The organism is Staphylococcus sp. EG-SA-17 (assembly GCF_017151845.1).
Lineage (GTDB): Bacteria > Bacillota > Bacilli > Staphylococcales > Staphylococcaceae > Staphylococcus > Staphylococcus aureus.
Window position 1 is genome coordinate 54,821 of record NZ_JACVZO010000007.1, and the last position, 24,768, is coordinate 79,588.

Consider the following 24,768-nt stretch of genomic DNA (forward strand, 5'->3'; position numbering starts at 1 on the left):
AACACTCTCTTTCTAATTACTATGTAAAACCCAATAATTAATATTTTAAAACTTTATTTTGTTAGAGTAAAATGTTGTTCAAGTTTAGTGATTATTAAAGTTCAATTAATTGTAGTAATTATGCTTTTTAAAAATAAATATTAGAAATGAAGTTAGCGACATGTATAGTGATTCAAGACAAACATATATACCTAAGTATTGAGCAACTGCTGTAGTACTACAGCTTGGTTATGTTTAGTATCTTTTGCTGAATATAACAATAGAACATGATTATGCTGATTTACAATATCCTTTAATTTTTCAAAAGCCTCTTTTTGCACATCCTGATCACGTAATTCTTTTTCATATTTTTCTTTAAAAGCTCCAAAAAGTTTAGGATCATGTTGGAACCATTGTCGCAACTCAGTAGAAGGGGCAATGTCTTTTAACCAATAATCTAGGTTAGCAGTTCTTTTCGAAATACCTCTCGGCCAGACTCTATCGACTAGGATACGAATAGCGTCGGTATTATCTTTATTGTCATAAATCCGTCCAATATCTACGGTCATCTTGTGAACTCCTTTCTTATGAAATTCAGTGAGCATACATCAATGCATGTTGTGGTGGGACGACGAAATAAATTTTGCGAAAATATCATTACTGTCCCACTCCCAATTAAAAAACAGCCATGACAAAGTAAAGTCATAGCTGTTTTTGTATATATGTTATTTATTTTTACGTTTAGTTAAATACTTCAAACCAACTGCAAAGACGGTGTAACCGGCAAGTGTTTGAATCAATGTTTTGATTAAATTGTTATTTTTGACAACAATATTTGCAGTAACAATACTTACGAAATATAATGCAAATACTTTAACGTAACGTTGATTAAGTTTCATATGAGTACTAAACCTCTTTTCTCAGTTATACTGCAACGCTTAGTCTTGGAATAAATGTTTCGTAGTGTACGCGATCCATATCGTAATTTAAAGATTTAAGTGCTTCAATCATAGATTGTAAGAATTTTGTACCACCACAGATATAAATTTCAGGTTTATTTGCTAAAAATGCTTTTAATTCTTCAGCGCCAATATAGCCTTGTTTATCTTTTAAGTGTGTATATAATTTAGCGTTGTCATGATGGCTTGCGATACTGTTGAAGTTGTCTTTGAAAGGTAAATGTTGTTCATTTTCAGCAACTTGAACCATCTGTGTATCTAAACCTTTGGCAGAGGCAGCTTCATACATAGCTACTAAAGGTGTAACACCAATTCCTGAACCTAAGAAAAGTTGTGGTTCAGTCGTATTCTCTAATACGAATCCACCTACAGGCGCAGCTAGATTAATCATATCGCCTTCTTTAATCTCGTCGTGTAATATTGTTGAAACTTCGCCTTCATGTTCTGTTGTGACATCACGTTTAACGCCAAAAGTTAAATGGTTTTTATCACCTGATACGATAGAATAGTGACGTTTAGCTCTATATGGAAGTTTATCACTAGAAACATCAACTGTGATGTATTGGCCTGGTGTAAATTCACTAAAGTCATATTCTTCAGTTTCAACTGTAAATGATTTAATGTCTTCAGATTCTTGTTTAATATTGGTAATTTTGAAAGGTTTAAAACCAATCCACATCATTTGATCATAAATTTCTTTTTCAATTTGGATGAACACATCCGCAATGACGCCATATGCTTTCGCCCAAGCTTGAATGACAGGGTCGTTTTCTTCTAATCCTGTCACGTCTTGAATGGCTTTTAATAAATTTTCCCCCACAATTGGATAATGCTCAGCATAAACTTGTAATGCACAGTGTTTATATGCGACTGGCATAATGACTGGCTTAATAACACTTAAGTTATCGATATTAACCGCTGCGGCCATTACAGCTTGTGCTAATGCTGAAGATTGCATGCCTCGTTTTTGGTTCGTTTGATTAAACATGTTTAAAAGTTCAGGATGCGCTTTAAACATTTTTGGATAAAAGATTGACGTAATTTCTGTTCCTTTCTCTTTAAGTAAAGGCACCGTTTGTTTGATAATGTCTTTCTCTTGTTCTGTAAGCATGATACTCCTCCTTTAATCTGTCTACTTTGATTATTCTACTAAAAATTTCGATATTCAATTAATTGGTTTGAGAAAATATAAATAAAATGGCAAATTTGATAATTGTATGACATTTTTAATTTTTTAAATACTTATCAATAAGCATTGTGTACAATTGTGTATTTGAACCCCAACGATTGCGTGCACTTATTTGACTAATTCAAAAAACATTGTTGTTTTCTTAGAAAAAATTAAACATGATAATAAAAATGTGAAAGTGTAAAAAATCACTGGCGAAGTACGAAAACTAAAGACATCTAAGATGTAATCGTATACAAATTAAAAAGGTGTAAAAATTAAAATAAAATGTGAAATAAATCACAATTTAATATTGACCCAGTACTTAATGCGTGTTACATTTTATATGTGAAATAAATCACAAACTTAAAAGCGGATGACACATGACCTTTTAAGTTATGCGTTGAAAATAAAAGAGATGTTTATTTGCTTTTGTATCGTCAATAAGCAGCATTAAACTAACATATTTGAAGCTACACGTATGTTAGTGAATTAATCATAAGGGAGTTTTTGTAATGAACAAATTTAAAGGGAACAAAGTTGTATTAATAGGTAATGGTGCAGTAGGTTCAAGCTACGCATTTTCATTAGTGAACCAAAGCATTGTTGATGAATTAGTCATCATTGATTTAGACACTGAAAAAGTTCGAGGAGATGTTATGGATTTAAAACATGCCACACCATATTCTCCAACAACAGTTCGTGTGAAAGCTGGCGAATACAGTGATTGTCATGATGCGGATCTAGTTGTCATCTGTGCTGGTGCTGCACAAAAACCTGGAGAAACACGTTTAGATTTAGTATCTAAAAACTTGAAAATATTTAAATCAATTGTTGGTGAAGTAATGGCATCAAAATTTGATGGTATTTTCTTGGTAGCTACAAATCCTGTTGATATTTTAGCGTATGCAACATGGAAATTCTCTGGTTTACCTAAAGAACGTGTTATAGGTTCTGGTACAATTTTAGACTCTGCACGCTTTAGATTATTGTTAAGCGAAGCGTTCGATGTTGCGCCACGTAGTGTCGATGCTCAAATTATTGGTGAACATGGTGACACTGAATTACCAGTATGGTCACACGCTAATATTGCGGGTCAACCTTTGAAGACATTACTTGAACAACGTCCTGAGGGCAAAGCGCAAATTGAACAAATTTTTGTTCAAACACGTGATGCAGCATATGACATTATTCAAGCTAAAGGTGCCACTTATTATGGTGTTGCAATGGGATTAGCTAGAATTACTGAAGCGATTTTCAGAAATGAAGATGCCGTATTGACTGTATCAGCATTATTAGAAGGCGAATATGATGAAGAAGATGTTTACATTGGTGTTCCAGCAGTCATCAATAGAAACGGTATTCGCAACGTCGTAGAAATCCCATTAAACGACGAAGAACAAAGCAAGTTCGCACATTCAGCTAAAACATTAAAAGATATTATGGCTGAATCAGAAGAACTTAAATAACTTTTTATAAAATCTATACCATTCCAAAAATTGTAAAACCTTACCCCAAAAAATTGTATAAAGGGCTATTTGATACAACTATATGTGTCGAGTAGCCCTATTTTTAATGTAGTGAAAGTCGTTGTTGAAATTAAATTCAAATCTGGCACTTAAGCGTTAATCATAGCATTAAGATGATTGTCTAGCAGAGGCGATTTGCGGGCTCACTACAGTGCATGATGAACTTAATGCTTCAAATGTAACATTAAAAATAAAAGCAACGATGTCACTTCTTACTTCGTACATCGTTGCCATTAGTTCTGTTGATATTTCGGTTAGTCTTAATCCCCGAGCAATTCTTCAATTTCATTTTTGATAACTGTAACGTGAGGCCCATAAATTACTTGCACACCAGTGCCTTGCTGGATTACACCTTTGGCACCAGTACTTTCGAGTAATACTTTATCGACTTTGTCATTTTGATGAAGTGTGACGCGTAGTCTCGTTGCACAACAGTCAACGATTTCAATGTTATCTTGGCCTCCCAAACCAGCAACAATAGTTTGTGCTCTTTCAGTAGCCTCAACTTGTTGTGCTGCAGCTTTATCTTCTCGACCAGGTGTTTTGAAATTAAATTTCGTAATTAAGAATCTGAAAACGATGTAATACAAACAGAACCACACAATTCCAATAGGTATGACGTATAGGTAGTTTGTTTTACTATTACCTTGTAGCACACCAAAAAGTAAGAAATCGATAAAGCCTCCACTGAAGGTTTGACCAATTGTAATGTTGAAAATGTCTGCCATCATAAATGCTAATCCATCAAAGAAGGCATGGATTACATAAAGAATAGGTGCGACAAACAAGAAACTAAACTCTAAAGGTTCGGTAATACCTGTTAAAAATGAAGTGAGTGCAGCGGATAACATTAAACCGCCGACAACTTTTTTATGTTCAGGTTTAGCTGTGTGATAAATTGCAAGTGCGGCACCACATAAGCCGAACATCATCGTAATAAAACGGCCTGACATAAAGCGTGACACACCTGAATAATACTTCGTCACATCTGGATCACCGAGTTGAGCAAAGAAGATGTTCTGCGTACCTTGAACTAAGTGCCCTTTGACTTCTAAAGTACCACCAAGTGCCGTCTGCCAAAACGGTAAGTAAAAAATATGATGTAAACCGAGTGGACCTAACAATCTTAAGATGAAGCCATAAACAAAAGTACCGATGGCACCTGTTTTCGTTACAAATCCACCAACATGATAAATGCCGGCTTGTATGCTTGGCCAAATGAAAAACATCAATACACCTAAAAAGATTGCGGCAAATGCTGTGACAATAGGGACAAATCTAGAGCCACCAAAGAAACCTAAATACGGTGGTAATACCACTTTGTGATATTTGTTGTGAAGTATTGCGGTCATAATACCTGTGGTAATACCGCCAAAAACACCGGTTTCAACCGTTTGTATACCGAGCACCATGCCTTGTCCATTTTGTGCAAGCTGATCTTTTGCCAATGTGCCCGTGATAGTTAATAAGCCATTCATAGTTGCGTTCATAATTAAGAAACCGAGCAGCGCAGCTAAACCTGCAGTACCTTTATCGCTTCTAGATAATCCGATTGCGACACCAATTGCAAAGATGACCGGTAAATTTTGGAAAACAATACTACCTGCAGCTGACATTAATGTAAAAATATTTTGTAATAAGGTAATATCTAAAATAGGGTATGCTTTAACGGTGTTTGGATTACTTAATGCACCACCGATACCCAACAATAGACCTGCAGCTGGTAAGATTGCGATAGGTAGCATAAAGGACTTGCCGAACTGCTGTGCTTTTTCAAATAAAGATTTCATCAACATCCCTCCTAATTATTCTCAATATAGCTTTTGAGAAATTTAATATCAATATATATTCTGTGTATGAAAATATTTTTCATAAAAATTGTTTGAATCATGTAACAATCATATAAATTGCTGTTTATATTGTTGTGAAAATGAGTTGACAAAAGTCGGTATAGATATGTAGACATCCTATTTTTAGCGAGGTAGGTTGATAAGGCATATCGGATAAATTTATAAGCCATAAAATAGATAAATAGTGTTTGTATCCAAAAATATGAGAAAGTTAAAACTATTTTTCAAAATAAACATGATTCACCACATAAATAAATATACATAAGCTATCGATAACAACTTAAGAAAGGTGGATATATAAATGAAAAGAAAGATTATTATGGATTGTGATCCAGGACACGATGATGCAATAGCATTAATTTTAGCGGGGGCAATTGACAGTCCACTAGAGATATTAGCTGTAACAACAGTCGCAGGTAATCAATCAGTTGACAAGAATACGACAAACGCCTTGAACGTATTGGATATTATGGGACGTCAAGATATAGCAGTAGCGAAAGGTGCGGATAGGCCGTTAATTAAATCAGCTGCCTTTGCTTCTGAAATACATGGGGAATCTGGATTAGATGGCCCGAAACTACCGTCGACACCATCACGTCAAGCAGTTGCAATGCCAGCATCAGATATGATTATAAACAAAGTGATGACGAGTGATACACCTGTAACAATTGTAGCGACAGGTCCTCTTACGAATGTAGCAACGGCATTGATTCGTGAGCCAAGAATCGCTGAGCATATTGAATCTATTACTTTGATGGGTGGTGGTACATTTGGAAATTGGACGCCTACAGCAGAATTCAATATTTGGGTTGATGCTGAAGCAGCGAAGCGCGTTTTTGAAAGTGGGATTACTATAAATGTGTTTGGTTTAGATGTAACACATCAAGTTTTAGCCGACGATCTCGTGATTGAACGCTTTGAAAGTATCAATAATCCTGTTGCACAGTTCGTCGTAGAATTATTGCAATTCTTTAAGAAGACATACAAGACTCACTTTAATATGGACGGTGGTCCAATACATGATGCTTGTACAATTTTGTATTTGTTACAACCAGAATTGTTTACAATGGTACCCGTTAATATCGACATTGAACATCAAAGTCCACTAACTTATGGTACTATGGCTGTCGATTTAAATCATGTTACAGGTAAGCCTGCCAATGCTTATTTTGCTACAGCAGTTGATGTTGAAGAAGTGTGGAACTTGATAGATTATAAGTTACGTACTTACGAATAATAATACTTAATTAAATAGATACAGTTAGCCCTAAGGCGCCTGATATAAGCGTCCTTAGGGTTTTTGTATTGGATTACAATGGTCATGACAATTTGATAATGATTGAGATATGTATGTTAAAAATGCTTCAAAAAAACACAAAAATATATGTAAAAATTTCAATTGCTTTATTTTAAAAGATTAAAATCACAAAGAATACCGATATAATTGGAATGTTGTCGAAACATCACAATGATGTACATACTCATTTTGAAAATATGTGTTCAAAGTGTGTACATCGGTGTGACGATTGATGATAAATTGAGCTCAGATGCTCAAAGGAGGATCGAACATGAACGGGGATAATCAGCAAATACTCAGAGAAATTGTATTGAATCCTACTATTCATGGTAAAGAACTTGAATCGATATTTGGTTTATCTCGTAGACAACTAGGATATCGCATTCAAAAAATCAATTTGTGGCTTGAACAAGAGGGTTATCCAAAACTTGAAAGAACAAGCCAAGGAAATTTTATTGTAAGTTCTGAAATCATGACGTTATTCAAGCGAGATGTATCGGAGCAGCAAATGTTAAACGGTAACAATGTCATTTTTAGCATAGAAACACGTCGTTATTATTTAATGCTCATGCTTTTTAGTAAGGAAAACGCAATGTCTCTAAACCATTTTTCAATTGATTTACAAGTCAGTAAAAATACTGTCATTCACGATATAAATCATGTGAAAGAGCAATTGGAAAATCATGGTTTGTCACTTAAGTATTCTCGAAAACATGGTTATGAAATTGTTGGTGATGAATTTGAAGTTCGCCGTTTCTTCATTAAATTGATTGATCAAAGGTTGAATCATGATATTACTAAAAGTGAAGTTTTAAAGGCGCTCAACTTAACATTCGAAGATATCGCATATCAAAAAGACAAAATCAAACAGGTAGAACAATTTTTGAAGAGTCGCTTTATAGACAAATCACTTAGTTCACTGCCTTATGTCCTTTGTGTGATTCGTAGACGAATTCAAAGTGGTCATGTGATGAATCCATTAAATATTAATTATCAGTATTTGAGGGATACGAAAGAATATCAAGCAACGGAGATTATGACGCAACATGAGCCGGATTTGCCAGAAGCGGAAAAGTTATATTTGACATTACACTTACTTTCAACAAGTGTGCAATGGACTGATTTGCAAGAATCAGATAGCATATCGAATTTAACGATGGCCATCGCTCAAATGATTCACCATTTTGAACAAATCACTTTTATTAACATTGAAGATAAGGAGAAATTATCACAGCAACTCTTGTTACATTTAACGCCTGCTTTTTATAGGATTAAATATAACTTAACGGATCGTGATGAATTAATCAATCCTTTACAAGGAAATTATCAATCCTTATTTCATATGGTGAAACAATCATGCCAATCGTTAACTGAATATTTCGGAAAATCGTTGCCTGATAATGAAATAGCATATTTAACCATGTTGTTCGGAGGTAGTTTGAGACGTCAAGATGAAAACTTCGATGGCAAGATAAAAGCTATTATCGTGTGTACACAAGGCACGTCAGTATCACAAATGATGTTATACGAGTTGCGAAACTTATTTCCAGAAATTATTTTCTTAGATGCGATTTCACTTAGAACATTTGAAAATTACACATTAGATTATGACATCGTCTTTTCACCAATGTTTGTCCTAACACATAAAAAATTATTTATCACAAAAGTAGCTTTATCTGAAAATGAGCAACGAAAGTTACGTAAAGAAGTGATGAAGTACATTAATAAGGAATCGGCTGACATTGATAAGGAAATAAACAAGTTAATGGCATTAATTGAACGCACAACGACAGTTAATGACATTACAGAACTACGTGATGGTTTAGAAGATTTTATTGCGAATTATAATTCAATTTCAACCATTAATGGATCGATTGTCACACAAAATAAGACATTAGATTTAGCTGACTTGATACCAGCAAGGCACGTGAAAAGAATACATCATGTTGAAAATATTGATGAAGCTATTGCTAAAGCAAGTGATGTGTTAGTTGCTAATCATTTTATTGATATTAAATATATTCATGAGATGCAACAGGTATTTGATGATTCGTATATGGTTATCATGCAAAATATTGCTATTCCACATGCATACTCTGAAAAGCATGTACATAAAACGGCGATGAGTATGTTGATATTACAAGAACCAATATACATGTCAGATGGCACAGCAATCCATATTATTGTACCTATTGCTGCTGTTGATAAAGTGACACACTTAAGAGCGTTACTACAATTGAGAGATGTGGCGCAAGACAATGATGCAATTAAGCGCATCATACAAAGTCGCAAAAATTCTGATGTAAATGAGATTTTAAAAAATTATTCAAATAAAGAAGCGAGGGAAAATGGATGGGACAGCAATTAGTGCATAAAGAAAATATAATGCTCAATTTGTCGGCAACTGATAAAGAATCCGTATTGTCACAAATGTCAGATGTGTTATTTCAAAATGGGTTCGTGAAGTCAACGTTTAAAGATGCAGTCATCGACAGAGAAAAAGAATTTGCTACTGGTTTACCAATGCATCTATGTTCGGTCGCTATACCGCATACAGATGTCGAACATATTAACCATAGAACGATAGGTGTGGCTGTTCTAGAAAAAGAAGTGCCGTTTATTGAAATGGGAACACTTGATCAACAGACAGAAGTGAAAATCGTTTTTATGTTAGCAATGGATAAAGTAGATGATCAACTTAAGCTGTTACAACAGTTGATGCAAATTTTTCAAAGTGAAGAAAAATTGGAGCAGATTCTGCGAACGAAAGATGAAACAATTTTAGCAACACTAATCAATGATTATTTGGAATATAACTAAAAATTAATTGGAGGAATTGAAAATGAAACAAGTATTAGTAGCATGTGGTGCAGGTATTGCAACGTCAACAGTAGTAAATAATGCAATTGAGGAAATAGCAAAGGAACACAATATTAAAGTAGATATTAAACAAATCAAAATTACAGAAGTTGGACCTTATGAAGACACTGCAGATTTATTAGTTACAACTGCAATGACAAAAAAAGAATATAAATTCCCAGTTATCAACGCACGTAATTTCTTAACTGGTATTGGTATTGAAGAAACAAAACAACAAATCTTAACAGAGTTACAAAAATAACGGAATTGATATGTAACGTGGTTCAATAACATATAAATATATGCAAATTGCATATAAATGACTATCACGACAAATGATTGTTGATGACATAGAAACGCAGTGACTGTAATTCAAAGGGACTGCAGTCGAATGTAGCAAGGGTTGTCGTTGAAATGACTGTAACGTCAAATGTAATCACAATCGGAAAGTATCGTGACAATGCATATATAACAGGGAGGGTTTAAATATGAGTTACTTCACTGATTTTGTAAGGGGATTTTTAGATTTAGGTGCAACTGTTATTTTACCGGTTGTCATATTCTTGCTTGGCCTATTCTTTAGGCAGAAAATTGGAGCGGCATTTAGGTCTGGTTTAACAATAGGTGTGGCTTTTGTAGGGATTTTCTTAGTCATCGATTTATTAGTTAAAAATTTAGGGCCAGCAGCACAAGCGATGGTTAAAAATTTAGGCGTCAGTCTGAATGTGATTGATGTAGGTTGGCCAGCAACATCATCTATCGCTTGGGCATCATCTGTCGCAGCATTTATTATTCCACTCGGAATCATAGTTAACGTTGTATTGCTAGTAACTAAAGTGACAAAGACGATGAATGTAGATATTTGGAATTTTTGGCATTATACGTTTACAGCAGCAATGGTTTATGCCGTATCAGGCAGTATTTGGCAAGCGTTATTAGCAGCAGTTATTTTCCAAGTTATCTGTTTGAAAGTAGCAGATTGGACAGCACCGATGATGAGTGAGTTCTTTGATTTACCAGGTGTATCGATTGCTACAGGAAGTACAATTTCTTATGCACCAGGTATTTACTTAGTTAAATTGTTACAAAAAGTACCCGGTCTGAATAAGTTAGATGCTGATCCTGAAACAATTCAAAAACGTTTTGGCGCATTTGGAGAATCTATCTTTGTCGGCTTAATTTTAGGTTTAGGTATTGGTGTGTTAGCAGGTTACAAACCTGGAGACATCATTAATTTAGGAATGTCAATGGCTGCAGTAATGGTATTAATGCCTAGAATGGTAAAAATCTTAATGGAAGGTTTAATGCCAGTTTCAGAGTCTGCAAGAACATGGCTAAACAAACATTTTGGCGAACGTGAAATTTATATTGGATTGGATGCGGCTGTAGCATTAGGTCATCCAGCGGTTATTTCGACAGCCTTAATTTTAGTACCTATCACTGTTTTATTAGCCGTTATTTTACCAGGAAACCAAGTACTACCTTTTGGTGACTTAGCAACTATACCATTTGTTGTCGCGTTTATTGTTGGTGCAGCAAGAGGAAACATTATTCATTCTGTCATTGTGGGTACGATTATGATTGCAATTTCACTATATATTGCAACAGACGTAGCACCCATTTTCACAGATATGGCGAAAGGTACGAATGTACAAATGCCAAAAGGTTCATCTGAAATTTCAAGTATTGATCAAGGTGGTAATATCGTTAACTATCTTATCTTTAAACTATTTAGTCTATTCAATTAAAAATCGAGGTGTTTGTGGTGAAAGCTTTAGTAAAAACAAGAGAAGGACATGGCAACTTAGAACTTCTTGATAAAGAAGTTGCAACACCGCTAGATGATAAAGTAAAGATTAAAGTACATTATGCAGGAATTTGTGGCACAGATATTCATACTTATGAAGGTCATTATAAAGTTAATTTTCCAGTGACATTAGGTCATGAATTTTCTGGTGAAATCGTTGAAGTTGGAGCAGACGTTAAAGATTTTAAAGTTGGTGACCGTGTCACTTCTGAAACGACATTCTATATTTGTAATGAGTGTGAATACTGTGAATCAAAAGACTATAATTTATGCAACCATCGAAAAGGTATTGGAACACAAGTTGATGGCGCATTTACTAATTATGTCATTGCACGTGAAGAAAGTTTGCATCATATTCCAGACGAAGTATCGTATCAGTCTGCAGCTATGACAGAACCATTAGCATGTGCACATCATGGTGTTTCTAAGATTCAAGTCAATTCAGGCGATGTAGCAGTTGTAATGGGACCTGGGCCAATCGGATTACTTGTAGCACAAGTGTTGAAAAGTAAAGGCGCAACTGTTGTGGTAACTGGATTGGACAATGACAAAGTCAGATTAGATAAAGCAGAAGCATTGCACATGGATTATGTAGTCAATTTACAACAAACAGACTTAAAAACGTATATCAATGGCATTACAGACGGTTACGGTGCAGATGTTGTTGTTGAATGTTCAGGTGCAGTTCCAGCAGCACGACAAGGTTTGGATATTTTACGCAAAAAAGGTTTCTACAGTCAAATAGGTATTTTTAAGGATGCTGAAATTCCATTTGATATGGAAAAAGTGATTCAAAAAGAAATAACAGTTGTTGGTAGTAGAAGTCAAAAGCCAGCAGATTGGGAACCTTCATTGCGACTTATGGCGGATGGTTTAGTAAATGCTGAAGCTTTGGTGACAAAAATATATGATATTTCGAAATGGGACGAGGCGTATCAACATTTAAAATCAGGCGAAGGTATTAAAGCATTACTTAAGCCGCTCGATTTAGATGAAAATGAAGGAGAGAATTAATATGGTAGAATCAATGCTAACTTTTATGCTTGGGCCATTAAGACAAATCACTGATTTTTATATGGAACATTTACTCGTAAGTAATTCCATTGTCATTGCAGGTTATTTTGCGACAGGTATTTTTAAAAAGAAAAAAGTTGTGAATTAAATCAGAGTTGAGGTGATTTACAAGTGAAAGCTTTGAAATTATATGGCGTGGAAGATTTACGGTATGAGGATAATGATAAGCCAGTCATTGAAAGTGCGAATGACGTTATTGTTAAAGTGCGCGCAACGGGTATATGTGGTTCAGTCACGTCACGATACAAAAAAATGGGCCCATACATTCAAGGTATGCCATTTGGTCATGAATTTTCAGGTGTTGTAGATGCCATTGGAAGTGATGTTACGCATGTTAAGGTCGGCGACAAAGTGACAGGTTGTCCAGCCATACCTTGTTATCAATGTGAGTACTGTTTGAAAGGTGAATATGCACGATGTGAAAAGTTGTTCGTCATTGGCTCATATGAACCTGGATCGTTCGCGGAATATGTCAAATTGCCAGCGCAAAATGTTTTAAAGGTTCCAGACAATGTTGATTACATTGAAGCAGCAATGGTTGAGCCATCAGCCGTTGTTGCGCATGGATTTTATAAATCGAATATACAACCTGGTATGACTGTTGCAGTAATGGGGTGTGGCAGTATAGGATTGTTAGCTATTCAATGGGCACGAATATTTGGTGCTGCACATATCATCGCTATAGATATAGATGCGCATAAACTAGATATTGCTACATCATTGGGCGCACATCAAACAATCAATTCAAAAGAAGAAGATCTTGAGAAATTCATCGAAAATCATTACGCCAATCAAATCGATTTAGCTATAGAATCATCAGGTGCTAAAGTTACGATTGGTCAAATATTGACGCTACCTAAAAAAGGTGGCGAGGTGGTATTACTCGGAATACCATATGATGATATTGAGATTGATCGCGTTCATTTTGAAAAAATTCTGCGTAACGAGTTGACAGTATGTGGCTCTTGGAACTGTTTGTCCAGTGATTTTCCGGGCAAAGAGTGGACGGCAACCTTACATTATATGAAGACGAAAGATATTAATGTAAAGCCTATTATTTCTCATTTTTTACCGTTAGAAAAAGGCCCAGAGACATTTGATAAATTAGTTAACAAGAAAGAACGATTTGATAAAGTCATGTTTACGATTTATTAGTATGCACCTTCGAGGACGAAAACGCTGGTATAGTTATAGCTATGAAAGTGCGAATGCCGTCTGGTCTACAGATACTATCGAAATAATTCATCTTCGAATATACGTTGCTAAATAGCCGGTTTACTTGTGTGAAATATGCTTGTGAATCGGTTGTTTTGCATTTTGTATACTTAAAATGAGATGGCAATATTTGATAATTTTTAAAGTGAAAATCAAGTACAGCCACTTAATAAGATAAATTTATTATAATATATGGTAAAATGATGGCAGTAATAATGAATTTGAAAAAGAGTAAACATTAATACCTTTAACAATTTAATATCGTCAGTGTTAATGATTAACTGCATGGCAAAACAACTTAGAATGGTCAGTTACAAAAATACATTTTTATAAAAAATTATCACACTATTGTGACAACTACCTTTGGCTTAATAATAGAGGCAAGTGAGCAATAGGTTAGGCTTATGTGCGGGCATAGGTCAGTAATGTATAAATGGAAATGATGTAATGACAGAATGGAGGACAACATGATTTATGCAGGTATTTTAGCAGGAGGTATTGGTTCGAGAATGGGGAACGTGCCATTACCAAAACAATTTTTAGATATTGATAATAAACCGATTTTAATCCATACAATTGAGAAGTTTATTTTAGTGAGTGAATTTAATGAGATTATTATCGCAACGCCAGCACAGTGGATTTCCCATACACAGGATATTTTAAAAAAATATAACATTACAGATCAACGTGTCAAAGTAGTTGCAGGTGGCACGGATCGAAACGAAACAATTATGAACATTATCGACCACATTCGCAATATAAATGGAATTAATAATGATGATGTGATTGTAACTCATGATGCCGTAAGACCATTTTTAACTCAACGTATTATTAAAGAGAATATTGAAGTAGCAGCAAAATATGGTGCAGTAGATACAGTCATTGAAGCAATTGATACGATTGTAATGTCTAAAGATAAACAGAACATACACAGTATCCCTGTAAGGAATGAAATGTATCAAGGCCAAACACCACAATCATTTAATATTAAATTATTACAAGATAGTTATCGCGCCTTAAGTAGTGAACAAAAAGAAATCTTATCAGATGCATGTAAAATCATTGTCGAATCTGGACATCCAGTTAAATTGGTACGTGGAGAACTATACAACATTAAAGTGACAACACCGTATGATTTAAAAGTAGCAAATGCCATTATTCAAGGTGATATTGCCGATGATTAATCAAGTATATCAACTCGTTGCACCGAGACAGTTCGACGTCACATATAATAATGTTGATATTTATGGTAATCATGTCATCGTAAGACCTTTATACTTGTCTATTTGTGCAGCTGATCAAAGGTATTACACAGGTCGAAGAGATGAAAATGTACTGCGCCAAAAATTACCAATGTCATTAGTTCATGAAGCTGTTGGTGAAGTTGTATTCGATAGTACAGGGGTATTTGAAAAAGGTACGAAAGTAGTAATGGTGCCGAATACACCTACAGAGCAACATCATATTATTGCGGAGAATTACTTAGCCTCTAGTTATTTTAGATCTAGTGGTTATGATGGTTTTATGCAAGACTACGTTGTGATGGCACATGATCGTATCGTTCCGCTGCCTAATGACATTGATTTGAGTACGATTTCATACACAGAATTAGTGTCAGTAAGTTATCATGCTATACAACGATTTGAACGTAAATCTATACCTTTGAAAACCAGCTTTGGTATTTGGGGTGATGGTAACTTAGGTTATATTACTGCTATTTTGCTACGTAAGTTGTACCCAGAAGCTAAAATTTATGTATTTGGTAAGACAGACTATAAATTAAGTCATTTTTCATTTGTAGATGACATCTTTACAGTAAATCAAATACCAGATGATCTTAAAATTGATCATGCATTTGAATGTGTTGGAGGTAAAGGAAGTCAAGTTGCACTTCAACAAATAGTTGAACATATTTCACCAGAAGGCAGTATTGCTTTGTTAGGCGTAAGTGAATTACCCGTGGAAGTGAATACACGATTAGTACTTGAAAAAGGATTAACGTTGATTGGTAGTAGTCGAAGCGGCTCTAAAGATTTTGAGCAAGTTGTTGATTTATATCATAAGTACCCAGACATTGTTGAAAAGTTAGCCTTATTAAAAGGACATGAAATTAATGTATGTACGATGCAAGATATCGTCCAAGCGTTTGAAATGGATTTATCGACATCTTGGGGAAAAACAGTATTGAAATGGACGATTTAATAAACCAATGGGGGAATAACAATGACAAAAACGAAACAAGCAATACATATTGATAACATATACTGGGAACGTGTTCAGTTATATATTGAAGGACATAGTGAAGGTGTAGATTTAACATCAGGACAATTTGTTCTGAGGAATTTAACCGAAACAAAAACATTAGAAGCAAATGAAATGAAAATAGACGGTAATACATTTATATGTAGATTCAACGTCGCAATATTAGACGATGGGTATTATTTACCAATGGATAAATATTTGTTTGTTTATCATGACCAGTTAGAGTATATTGGACAACTTAATCCAAATATTATTGATCAAGCTTATGCGGCATTAAATGAAGAGCAAATTGAAGAATACAATGAGCTGACTACACAAAATGGAAAAGCAAACTATGTGTTAGCCAACGAAGCTAAAGTTTTCCGCAAAGGTGGCGTATCACAACATACGGTTTATACCATTACTCCAGAAATAGCAAGTGACGTTAACGAATTTGTATTTGATATTGAAATCACCTTACCTCAAGAGAAATCAGGGGTCATTGCGACAAGCGCACACTGGCTTCATAAACAAGGCCATAAAGCTTCATTTGAAAGTAGAAGTTTCTTATTTAAAGCTATTTTTAATATTACAAAGTTACTACATATTAAAAGAAGCAAAACAATATTATTCACATCAGATTCACGTCCGAATTTATCAGGTAACTTTAAATATGTATATGATGAGTTACTACGCCAAAAAGTAGATTTTGATTATGATATTAAAACGGTATTTAAGGCGAATATTACGGATAGACGTAAATGGAGAGACAAGTTTAGATTGCCATATTTACTTGGTAAGGCCGATTATATTTTTGTCGATGATTTCCATCCATTAATTTATACGGTTCGCTTTAGACCATCACAAGAAATTATTCAAGTGTGGCATGCAGTTGGTGCTTTTAAAACAGTTGGCTTTAGTCGTACAGGTAAAAAAGGTGGTCCGTTTATCGATTCATTAAACCATCGTAGTTACACGAAAGCATATGTTTCATCAGAAACCGATATTCCATTTTATGCTGAAGCATTTGGAATTAGAGAAGAAAATGTTGTACCAACAGGTGTACCACGTACTGATGTACTATTTGATGAAGCTTATGCAACACAAATTAAACAAGAGATGGAAGATGAATTGCCAATTATAAAAGGTAAGAAAGTTATTCTATTCGCACCGACATTTAGAGGTAATGGTCACGGTACGGCACATTATCCATTTTTTAAAATTGATTTTGAACGTTTAGCAAGATACTGCGAGAAGCATAATGCAGTTGTGTTATTCAAAATGCATCCGTTCGTAAAAAATAGACTTAATATTTCACGTGAACATAGACAATACTTTATCGATGTGTCAGATCATCGTGAAGTTAACGATATTCTCTTTGTTACAGACTTGTTGATTAGTGATTATTCATCTTTAATATATGAATATGCAGTATTTAAAAAGCCGATGATTTTCTATGCATTTGACTTAGAAGATTACATTACGACGCGTGATTTCTATGAACCATATGAATCATTTGTTCCAGGTAAAATTGTACAGTCCTTTGATGCATTAATGGATGCTTTGGACAATGAAGATTATGAGGTTGAAAAAGTTGTGCCATTCTTAGATAAACATTTTAAATATCAAGATGGTCGCTCAAGTGAACGTTTAGTCAAAGATTTGTTTAGACGCTAATGTTGGCATATATTACTTGCCATGCAAATGAGTCATAAGGCATAGTTTTCAAGAAGGGTTCTGACAATGAAGTGAGCAACATGTCATGATGAGAAGCAGGACTATACAATGAGAATAACCTTTTGATTTTTCATGCATAAGGCGATTCAATCAAAAGTAATCACCCTTCCAACTGAATTGTCATTTTGTAAAATAAAATAATCAATCCAATCGTTATCTAATTCATAAACGTGTAAACACATACGTTATGAATGGATAACGATTTTTTGTTATGTTAAAGTGGTACATTAATCATGTATTTCGTATGATAATTAACGACAAGTGTAATGGTTAAATGTATTTTATGATGAAATGCTATAATAAGCATGGTTACAATGAGCTTGCTCATACATATTAATATAATTACAAAAACACGTCGGAGGTACGACATGATTAAAACTACAATTAAAAAATTGATAGAACATAGTATATATACGACATTTAAATTACTATCAAAATTGCCAAACAAGAATCTAATTTATTTTGAAAGCTTTCATGGTAAACAATACAGCGACAACCCCAAAGCATTATATGAATACTTAACTGAACATAGTGATGCCCAATTAATATGGGGTGTGAAAAAAGGATATGAACACATATTCCAACAGCACAATGTACCATATGTTAAAAAGTTTTCAATGAAATGGTTTTTAGCGATGCCAAGAGCGAAAGCGTGGATGATTAACACACGTACACCAGATTGGTTATATAAATCACCGCGAACGACGTACTTACAAACATGGCATGGCACGCCATTGAAAAAGATTGGTTTGGATATTAGTAACGTTAAAATGCTAGGAACAAATACTCAAAATTACCAAGATGGCTTTACAAAAGAAAGCCAGCGTTGGGATTATCTAGTGTCACCTAATCCATATTCGACATCGATATTTCAACATGCATTTCATGTTAGTCGAGATAAGATTTTGGAAACAGGTTATCCAAGAAATGATAAATTATCACATAAACGCAATGATACTGAATATATTAATGGTATTAAGACAAGATTAAATATTCCATTAGATAAAAAAGTGATTATGTACGCGCCAACTTGGCGTGACGATGAAGCGATTCGAGAAGGTTCATATCAATTTAATGTTAACTTTGATATAGAAGCTTTGCGTCAAGCGCTGGATGATGATTATGTTATTTTATTACGCATGCATTATTTAGTTGTGACACGTATTGATGAACATGATGATTTTGTGAAAGACGTTTCAGATTATGAAGACATTTCGGATTTATACTTAATCAGCGATGCGTTAGTTACCGACTACTCATCTGTCATGTTCGACTTCGGTGTATTAAAGCGTCCGCAAATTTTCTATGCGTATGACTTAGATAAATATGGCGATGAGCTTAGAGGTTTTTACATGGATTATAAAAAAGAGTTGCCAGGTCCAATTGTTGAAAATCAAACAGCACTCATTGATGCATTAAAACAAATCGATGAGACTGCAAATGAGTATATTGAAGCACGAACGGTATTTTATCAAAAATTCTGTTCATTAGAAGATGGAAAGGCGTCACAACGAATTTGCCAAACGATTTTTAAGTGATAACTTAAAAACAATAAAAAATTATAAATTAATTAGTTAAGTGATATAAATAATAAACGAAATGTTTGCTTGTATGTTATTATTTGTGTATGAAAACGTCTGATATAATGTAATATAGGTTTAAACAAAATATGCTAAAATATAAGCAAAATATGTATAATTTTAAGTAATACATAGACATTTAGAGTTTTGATTTTAAAATGAGTTTTCAATTGGAAAATGCAACGAAATTTAAATAATTAAATATAGATATAGTTGAATGGAGGAAGTATTTTATGAAATACGCTGGTATTCTAGCTGGAGGTATAGGCTCAAGAATGGGTAACGTACCTTTACCTAAACAATTTTTAGATTTAGACAACAAACCGATTTTAATCCATACATTAGAAAAATTTATTTTAATTAATGATTTTGAAAAAATTATTATCGCGACGCCACAACAATGGATGACGCATACGAAAGATACACTTAGAAAATTCAAAATTTCTGATGAAAGAATTGAAGTCATTCAAGGTGGTAGCGATCGTAACGATACAATTATGAATATCGTTAAACATATTGAATCAACAAATGGTATTAACGATGACGATGTTATTGTGACACATGATGCAGTTAGACCATTTTTAACGCATCGTATTATTAAAGAAAATATTCAAGCTGCTTTAGAGTACGGTGCAGTAGACACAGTGATTGATGCTATAGATACGATTGTTACATCTAAAGATAATCAAACGATTGATGCAATTCCAGTGCGTAATGAAATGTACCAAGGTCAAACACCTCAATCGTTTAATATAAATTTATTAAAAGAAAGCTATGCACAGTTGAGTGATGAGCAAAAGAGTATTTTATCTGATGCTTGTAAGATTATTGTAGAAACAAACAAACCGGTTCGACTTGTAAAAGGTGAGTTATATAACATTAAAGTAACAACACCTTACGATTTAAAAGTAGCGAATGCTATTATTCGAGGTGGTATTGCCGATGATTAATCAAGTATATCAATTAGTTGCACCTAGACAATTTGAAGTTACGTATAACAACGTAGATATTTACAGTGACTATGTCATTGTACGTCCTTTATATATGTCAATTTGTGCTGCCGATCAAAGATATTATACTGGTAGCCGTGATGAGAATGTCTTATCTCAGAAATTGCCAATGTCTTTAATTCATGAAGGTGTTGGTGAGGTCGTATTTGACAGTAAAGGTGTGTTTAATAAAGGTACAAAAGTAGTTATGGTACCGAATACGCCGACAGAAAAAGACGATGTCATTGCTGAAAACTATTTAAAATCGAGCTACTTCAGATCAAGTGGACATGATGGGTTTATGCAAGATTTTGTGTTGCTAAATCATGATAGAGCTGTACCACTACCTGATGATATTGATTTAAGTATTATTTCATATACAGAGCTTGTAACAGTAAGTTTGCATGCTATTCGTCGTTTTGAAAAGAAATCTATTTCAAATAAAAATACATTTGGTATTTGGGGTGATGGTAACTTAGGTTACATTACAGCCATTTTATTACGTAAATTATATCCAGAGTCTAAAATATATGTCTTTGGTAAAACAGATTATAAATTGAGTCACTTCTCATTTGTTGATGATGTCTTCTTTATTAATAAAATACCTGAAGGCTTAACATTTGATCATGCATTTGAGTGTGTGGGTGGTCGCGGTAGTCAATCAGCCATAAATCAAATGATCGATTACATTTCACCAGAAGGAAGCATTGCACTGTTAGGTGTAAGTGAGTTCCCAGTAGAAGTTAATACACGTCTAGTATTGGAAAAAGGACTAACGTTGATTGGTAGTAGTCGAAGTGGTTCAAAAGATTTCCAAGATGTTGTAGACTTATACATTCAATACCCAGATATTGTAGATAAATTAGCGTTGTTAAAAGGCCAAGAATTTGAAATTGCAACAATTAATGATCTTACAGAAGCTTTTGAAGCAGACCTGTCTACATCTTGGGGTAAAACAGTATTAAAATGGATTATGTAAATAGAAAAGGATGAATTAACGTTGGTTAAAAGTAAGATATATATAGATAAAATCTATTGGGAACGTGTTCAGTTATTCGTTGAAGGACATAGTGAAAACCTAGATTTAGAAGATAGTAATTTTGTATTAAGAAATTTAACTGAGACACGTACAATGAAGGCGAATGATGTCAAAATAGATGGGAATCAATTCGTTTGTCGTTTCAATGTAGCTATCTTAGATAATGGTTATTACTTACCTGAAGATAAGTACTTATTAGTGAATGAGCAAGAACTTGATTATATTGCACAGTTAAACCCAGATGTGATTAATGATGCATATCAAAATCTAAAGCCAGAACAAGAAGAAGAATACAACGAATTAGAAACACAAAATGGTAAAATCAATTTCTTATTGCAGACTTACCTAAAAGAATTTAGAAAAGGCGGCATTTCGAAGAAAACGGTTTATACTGTTACACCTGAAATTTCTAGCGATGTTAATGAATTTGTCCTTGATGTTGTTGTAACGACTCCGGAAGTTAAAAGTATTTATATCGTTCGTAAATATAAAGAATTACGTAAGTATTTCCGCAAACAATCATTTAATACAAGACAATTTATTTTTAAAGCGATATTTAATACGACGAAATTTTTCCACTTGAAAAAAGGGAATACGGTGTTGTTCACATCAGACTCTAGACCAACGATGTCTGGAAACTTTGAATACATCTATAACGAAATGTTACGTCAAAATTTAGATAAAAAGTATGATATTCACACTGTTTTTAAAGCGAATATTACAGATAGACGTGGCATCATCGACAAGTTTAGATTGCCATATTTACTTGGGAAGGCAGACTACATCTTTGTTGATGACTTTCACCCATTGATTTATACAGTGCGTTTTAGACGTTCTCAAGAAGTTATTCAAGTATGGCATGCCGTTGGTGCCTTTAAAACAGTTGGCTTTAGTCGTACTGGTAAAAAGGGTGGACCATTTATTGATTCATTAAATCATCGTAGCTATACAAAAGCTTATGTATCATCTGAAACCGATATTCCATTCTACGCTGAAGCATTTGGTATTAAAGAGAAAAATGTAGTGCCTACAGGTGTTCCACGTACTGATGTACTATTTGATGAAGCTTATGCGACACAGATCAAACAAGAGATGGAAGATGAATTACCAATTATTAAAGGTAAGAAAGTCATTCTTTTCGCACCAACATTTAGAGGTAGTGGTCATGGTACAGCACATTACCCATTTTTCAAAATTGATTTCGAACGTTTAGCAAGATATTGCGAAAAAAATAACGCGGTTGTATTATTTAAAATGCATCCATTTGTGAAAAATAGACTTAATATTGCAGACAAACATAAACAATATTTTGTTGACGTTTCTGACTTTAGAGAAGTTAATGATATACTGTTCATAACAGATTTATTAATTAGTGACTATTCATCTTTAATATATGAATATGCAGTATTTAAAAAGCCAATGATTTTCTATGCATTTGATTTAGAAGATTATATTACGACGCGTGATTTTTATGAACCATATGAATCATTTGTTCCAGGTAAAATTGTGCAATCATTTGACGCATTAATGGACGCCTTGGACAATGAAGATTATGAAGGAGAAAAAGTCATTCCATTCTTAGATAAACATTTTAAATATCAAGATGGCCGATCAAGTGAGCGTTTAGTCAGAAATTTATTTGGTAGCTAAGTTTATATAGTATTCAAAGTGGGAGAGGTATAATGATGAAATTTTCAGTAATAGTTCCAACATACAATTCAGAAAAGTATATAACAGAATTACTTAATAGCCTTGCGAAACAAGATTTTCCGAAAACTGAATTTGAAGTGGTTGTAGTTGATGACTGTTCAACAGATCAAACGTTACAAATAGTTGAAAAGTATCGCAATAAATTGAACTTGAAAGTAAGTCAACTCGAAACAAATTCTGGTGGTCCAGGTAAACCTAGAAATGTGGCGTTAAAACAAGCAGAAGGTGAATTTGTATTATTTGTGGACTCCGATGACTATATAAACAAAGAGACTTTAAAGGATGCAGCAGCATTTATTGATGAACATCACTCAGATGTCTTATTGATTAAAATGAAAGGTGTTAATGGTCGTGGTGTACCACAATCTATGTTTAAAGAAACAGCACCTGAAGTTACATTGTTAAATTCAAGAATTATCTATACTTTAAGCCCGACTAAAATCTATAGAACAGCATTACTAAAAGATAATGACATTTATTTTCCAGAAGAATTAAAGAGTGCAGAAGATCAATTATTTACAATGAAAGCATATTTGAATGCAAATCGAATCAGTGTGTTAAGTGATAAAGCGTATTATTATGCTACAAAGCGTGAAGGGGAACATATGAGTAGTGCGTATGTTTCACCTGAAGACTTTTACGAAGTCATGAGATTGATTGCTGTAGAAATATTAAATGCAGATTTAGAAGAAGCTCATAAAGATCAAATCTTAGCAGAATTTTTAAATCGTCATTTTAGTTTTTCTCGTACGAATGGCTTCTCACTTAAAGTTAAACTAGAAGATCAACCGCAATGGATTAATGCTCTAGGAGACTTTATACAAGCAGTTCCAGAACGTGTAGATGCATTGGTGATGAGTAAATTACGACCATTGTTGCACTACGCGAGAGCGAAAGATATAGACAACTATAGAACTGTAGAAGAAAGTTACCGTCAAGGTCAATACTACCGTTTTGATATTGTAGATGGTAAATTAAACATTCAATTCAATGAAGGCGAACCATACTTTGAAGGCATTGATATCGCTAAGCCAAAAGTGAAAATGACAGCATTTAAATTTGATAATCATAAAATTGTTACAGAGCTAACGTTAAATGAATTTATGATTGGCGAAGGACATTATGATGTCAGACTTAAATTACATTCACGAAACAAGAAGCACACAATGTATGTACCTTTAACTGTCAATGCGAATAAACAATATCGTTTTAACATTATGTTAGAAGATATTAAAGCGGATTTACCTAAAGAAAAAATTTGGGATGTTTTCTTAGAAGTCCAAATAGGTACGGAAGTATTTGAAGTGCGTGTTGGTAATCAACGTAATAAATATGCATATACTGCAGAAACAAGTGCATTAATTCATTTGAATAATGATTTTTATAGATTAACACCGTATTTCACAAAAGACTTTAATAACATTTCGTTATACTTTACAGCTATTACATTAACGGATTCAATCTCAATGAAGTTAAAAGGTAAAAACAAAATCATTTTAACCGGTCTGGATCGTGGTTATGTATTTGAAGAAGGTATGGCTAGTGTCGTGCTAAAAGACGACATGGTGATGGGAATGTTAAGCCAAACGTCAGAAAACGAAGTGGAAATCTTACTTAGTAAAGATATTAAGAAGCGAGACTTCAAAAATATTGTTAAGTTAAACACTGCACATATGACTTACTCGCTAAAATAAATAATAAATGCCCTCAAATCTATGTGAACTAACATGATTTG

The 24,768-nt window shown here is 33.9% G+C and carries 22 protein-coding genes and 1 pseudogene; 19 read left to right on the top strand and 4 right to left on the bottom strand.

The window, feature by feature from the left end; translation table 11 throughout:
- Positions 1-191 precede the first annotated feature (191 nt).
- From IDG65_RS05055 to IDG65_RS05065, 3 genes are all read right to left on the bottom strand, one after another.
- Complete coding sequence (locus IDG65_RS05055) at positions 192-548, bottom strand: DUF488 domain-containing protein (protein ID WP_000215217.1); 357 nt, start codon at positions 546-548, stop codon at positions 192-194.
- A gap of 156 nt (positions 549-704) precedes the next feature.
- Positions 705-878 (bottom strand): hypothetical protein, encoded by a 174-nt coding sequence (locus tag IDG65_RS05060; RefSeq protein WP_000773992.1) that lies wholly within the window; start codon positions 876-878, stop codon positions 705-707.
- Between the two features lie 25 nt (positions 879-903).
- Positions 904-2,049 (bottom strand): globin domain-containing protein, encoded by a 1,146-nt coding sequence (locus IDG65_RS05065; protein ID WP_000954804.1) that lies wholly within the window; start codon positions 2,047-2,049, stop codon positions 904-906.
- A 175-nt stretch (positions 2,050-2,224) separates the two neighbouring features.
- Between IDG65_RS05065 and IDG65_RS05070 the strand changes: the two genes are divergently transcribed.
- Both IDG65_RS05070 and IDG65_RS05075 read left to right on the top strand, forming a co-directional pair.
- Positions 2,225-2,311 (top strand): hypothetical protein, encoded by an 87-nt coding sequence (locus tag IDG65_RS05070; RefSeq protein ID WP_223202082.1) that lies wholly within the window; start codon positions 2,225-2,227, stop codon positions 2,309-2,311.
- A gap of 310 nt (positions 2,312-2,621) precedes the next feature.
- Complete coding sequence (locus IDG65_RS05075) at positions 2,622-3,575, top strand: L-lactate dehydrogenase (protein WP_001031881.1); 954 nt, start codon at positions 2,622-2,624, stop codon at positions 3,573-3,575.
- A 320-nt stretch (positions 3,576-3,895) separates the two neighbouring features.
- On the opposite strand, the gene IDG65_RS05080 is transcribed toward IDG65_RS05075, so the two are convergent.
- Entirely contained in the window at positions 3,896-5,425 is a 1,530-nt protein-coding gene (locus IDG65_RS05080) for a PTS transporter subunit EIIC (RefSeq protein ID WP_000838212.1), read from the bottom strand.
- 361 nt (positions 5,426-5,786) lie between these two features.
- Here IDG65_RS05080 and IDG65_RS05085 point away from each other — a divergent pair, with 361 nt between their 5' ends.
- The 17 genes and pseudogenes from IDG65_RS05085 (at position 5,787) to tarS (ending at position 24,727) form a co-directional block, all read left to right on the top strand.
- Positions 5,787-6,722 carry a nucleoside hydrolase gene (locus IDG65_RS05085; protein ID WP_000823228.1) on the top strand — a complete coding sequence of 312 codons (936 nt, stop codon included), beginning with the start codon at positions 5,787-5,789 and terminating at the stop codon, positions 6,720-6,722.
- 109 nt (positions 6,723-6,831) lie between these two features.
- A pseudogene (locus IDG65_RS05090) lies at positions 6,832-6,929 on the top strand (hypothetical protein).
- 124 nt (positions 6,930-7,053) lie between these two features.
- Positions 7,054-9,150: a BglG family transcription antiterminator gene (locus IDG65_RS05095; protein WP_001012746.1), complete on the top strand. Its 2,097-nt coding sequence runs from the start codon at positions 7,054-7,056 to the stop codon at positions 9,148-9,150.
- The gene (locus tag IDG65_RS05100) at positions 9,135-9,602 is read left to right on the top strand and encodes a PTS sugar transporter subunit IIA (protein ID WP_206174034.1); all 468 of its coding nucleotides are present in this window, start codon (positions 9,135-9,137) and stop codon (positions 9,600-9,602) included. The genes IDG65_RS05095 and IDG65_RS05100 overlap by 16 nt, the downstream gene beginning before the upstream one ends.
- Before the next feature lie 22 nt (positions 9,603-9,624).
- Complete coding sequence (locus tag IDG65_RS05105) at positions 9,625-9,903, top strand: PTS sugar transporter subunit IIB (protein ID WP_000815793.1); 279 nt, start codon at positions 9,625-9,627, stop codon at positions 9,901-9,903.
- Positions 9,904-10,129: 226 nt separating this feature from the next.
- On the top strand, positions 10,130-11,389 hold the full coding sequence (locus tag IDG65_RS05110; protein WP_061385124.1) for a PTS galactitol transporter subunit IIC: 1,260 nt from the start codon (positions 10,130-10,132) through the stop codon (positions 11,387-11,389).
- A gap of 17 nt (positions 11,390-11,406) precedes the next feature.
- Positions 11,407-12,462: a zinc-binding dehydrogenase gene (locus IDG65_RS05115; protein ID WP_000646190.1), complete on the top strand. Its 1,056-nt coding sequence runs from the start codon at positions 11,407-11,409 to the stop codon at positions 12,460-12,462.
- A gap of 1 nt (position 12,463) precedes the next feature.
- Complete coding sequence (locus tag IDG65_RS05120; protein ID WP_000230358.1) at positions 12,464-12,610, top strand: hypothetical protein; 147 nt, start codon at positions 12,464-12,466, stop codon at positions 12,608-12,610.
- A gap of 23 nt (positions 12,611-12,633) precedes the next feature.
- The gene (locus IDG65_RS05125) at positions 12,634-13,677 is read left to right on the top strand and encodes a galactitol-1-phosphate 5-dehydrogenase (protein ID WP_000645596.1); all 1,044 of its coding nucleotides are present in this window, start codon (positions 12,634-12,636) and stop codon (positions 13,675-13,677) included.
- A gap of 527 nt (positions 13,678-14,204) precedes the next feature.
- Positions 14,205-14,921: a 2-C-methyl-D-erythritol 4-phosphate cytidylyltransferase gene (locus IDG65_RS05130; RefSeq protein WP_000638466.1), complete on the top strand. Its 717-nt coding sequence runs from the start codon at positions 14,205-14,207 to the stop codon at positions 14,919-14,921.
- Positions 14,914-15,939 (top strand): alcohol dehydrogenase catalytic domain-containing protein, encoded by a 1,026-nt coding sequence (locus IDG65_RS05135; RefSeq protein WP_000610195.1) that lies wholly within the window; start codon positions 14,914-14,916, stop codon positions 15,937-15,939. Before IDG65_RS05130 ends, IDG65_RS05135 begins: the two co-directional genes overlap by 8 nt.
- Before the next feature lie 21 nt (positions 15,940-15,960).
- Complete coding sequence (gene tarK, locus IDG65_RS05140) at positions 15,961-17,655, top strand: teichoic acid ribitol-phosphate polymerase TarK (RefSeq protein ID WP_000167967.1); 1,695 nt, start codon at positions 15,961-15,963, stop codon at positions 17,653-17,655.
- 428 nt (positions 17,656-18,083) lie between these two features.
- Complete coding sequence (gene tarF, locus IDG65_RS05145; protein ID WP_000598252.1) at positions 18,084-19,253, top strand: teichoic acid glycerol-phosphate transferase TarF; 1,170 nt, start codon at positions 18,084-18,086, stop codon at positions 19,251-19,253.
- 275 nt (positions 19,254-19,528) lie between these two features.
- Positions 19,529-20,245, top strand: coding sequence for a D-ribitol-5-phosphate cytidylyltransferase (locus IDG65_RS05150; RefSeq protein WP_000872486.1), 717 nt, complete (start codon positions 19,529-19,531; stop codon positions 20,243-20,245).
- Complete coding sequence (locus tag IDG65_RS05155; protein ID WP_000610203.1) at positions 20,238-21,263, top strand: ribitol-5-phosphate dehydrogenase; 1,026 nt, start codon at positions 20,238-20,240, stop codon at positions 21,261-21,263. The genes IDG65_RS05150 and IDG65_RS05155 overlap by 8 nt, the downstream gene beginning before the upstream one ends.
- Before the next feature lie 21 nt (positions 21,264-21,284).
- Positions 21,285-22,973: a teichoic acid ribitol-phosphate polymerase TarL gene (gene tarL, locus IDG65_RS05160; RefSeq protein ID WP_000240920.1), complete on the top strand. Its 1,689-nt coding sequence runs from the start codon at positions 21,285-21,287 to the stop codon at positions 22,971-22,973.
- A gap of 32 nt (positions 22,974-23,005) precedes the next feature.
- On the top strand, positions 23,006-24,727 hold the full coding sequence (gene tarS / locus IDG65_RS05165; RefSeq protein ID WP_000975348.1) for a poly(ribitol-phosphate) beta-N-acetylglucosaminyltransferase: 1,722 nt from the start codon (positions 23,006-23,008) through the stop codon (positions 24,725-24,727).
- Positions 24,728-24,768: the final 41 nt, after the last annotated feature.

What these genes read in the sequence shown, in the direction of transcription:
- IDG65_RS05055 (WP_000215217.1), bottom strand. Translation starts at nt 548, where the DNA reads ATGACCGTAGATATTGGACGGATTTATGACAATAAAGATAATACCGAC.
- IDG65_RS05060 (WP_000773992.1), bottom strand. Translation starts at nt 878, where the DNA reads ATGAAACTTAATCAACGTTACGTTAAAGTATTTGCATTATATTTCGTA.
- IDG65_RS05065 (WP_000954804.1), bottom strand. Translation starts at nt 2,049, where the DNA reads ATGCTTACAGAACAAGAGAAAGACATTATCAAACAAACGGTGCCTTTA.
- IDG65_RS05075 (WP_001031881.1), top strand. Translation starts at nt 2,622, where the DNA reads ATGAACAAATTTAAAGGGAACAAAGTTGTATTAATAGGTAATGGTGCA.
- IDG65_RS05080 (WP_000838212.1), bottom strand. Translation starts at nt 5,425, where the DNA reads ATGAAATCTTTATTTGAAAAAGCACAGCAGTTCGGCAAGTCCTTTATG.
- IDG65_RS05085 (WP_000823228.1), top strand. Translation starts at nt 5,787, where the DNA reads ATGAAAAGAAAGATTATTATGGATTGTGATCCAGGACACGATGATGCA.
- IDG65_RS05095 (WP_001012746.1), top strand. Translation starts at nt 7,054, where the DNA reads ATGAACGGGGATAATCAGCAAATACTCAGAGAAATTGTATTGAATCCT.
- IDG65_RS05100 (WP_206174034.1), top strand. Translation starts at nt 9,135, where the DNA reads ATGGGACAGCAATTAGTGCATAAAGAAAATATAATGCTCAATTTGTCG.
- IDG65_RS05105 (WP_000815793.1), top strand. Translation starts at nt 9,625, where the DNA reads ATGAAACAAGTATTAGTAGCATGTGGTGCAGGTATTGCAACGTCAACA.
- IDG65_RS05110 (WP_061385124.1), top strand. Translation starts at nt 10,130, where the DNA reads ATGAGTTACTTCACTGATTTTGTAAGGGGATTTTTAGATTTAGGTGCA.
- IDG65_RS05120 (WP_000230358.1), top strand. Translation starts at nt 12,464, where the DNA reads ATGGTAGAATCAATGCTAACTTTTATGCTTGGGCCATTAAGACAAATC.
- IDG65_RS05130 (WP_000638466.1), top strand. Translation starts at nt 14,205, where the DNA reads ATGATTTATGCAGGTATTTTAGCAGGAGGTATTGGTTCGAGAATGGGG.
- IDG65_RS05135 (WP_000610195.1), top strand. Translation starts at nt 14,914, where the DNA reads ATGATTAATCAAGTATATCAACTCGTTGCACCGAGACAGTTCGACGTC.
- tarK (WP_000167967.1), top strand. Translation starts at nt 15,961, where the DNA reads ATGACAAAAACGAAACAAGCAATACATATTGATAACATATACTGGGAA.
- tarF (WP_000598252.1), top strand. Translation starts at nt 18,084, where the DNA reads ATGATTAAAACTACAATTAAAAAATTGATAGAACATAGTATATATACG.
- IDG65_RS05150 (WP_000872486.1), top strand. Translation starts at nt 19,529, where the DNA reads ATGAAATACGCTGGTATTCTAGCTGGAGGTATAGGCTCAAGAATGGGT.
- IDG65_RS05155 (WP_000610203.1), top strand. Translation starts at nt 20,238, where the DNA reads ATGATTAATCAAGTATATCAATTAGTTGCACCTAGACAATTTGAAGTT.
- tarS (WP_000975348.1), top strand. Translation starts at nt 23,006, where the DNA reads ATGATGAAATTTTCAGTAATAGTTCCAACATACAATTCAGAAAAGTAT.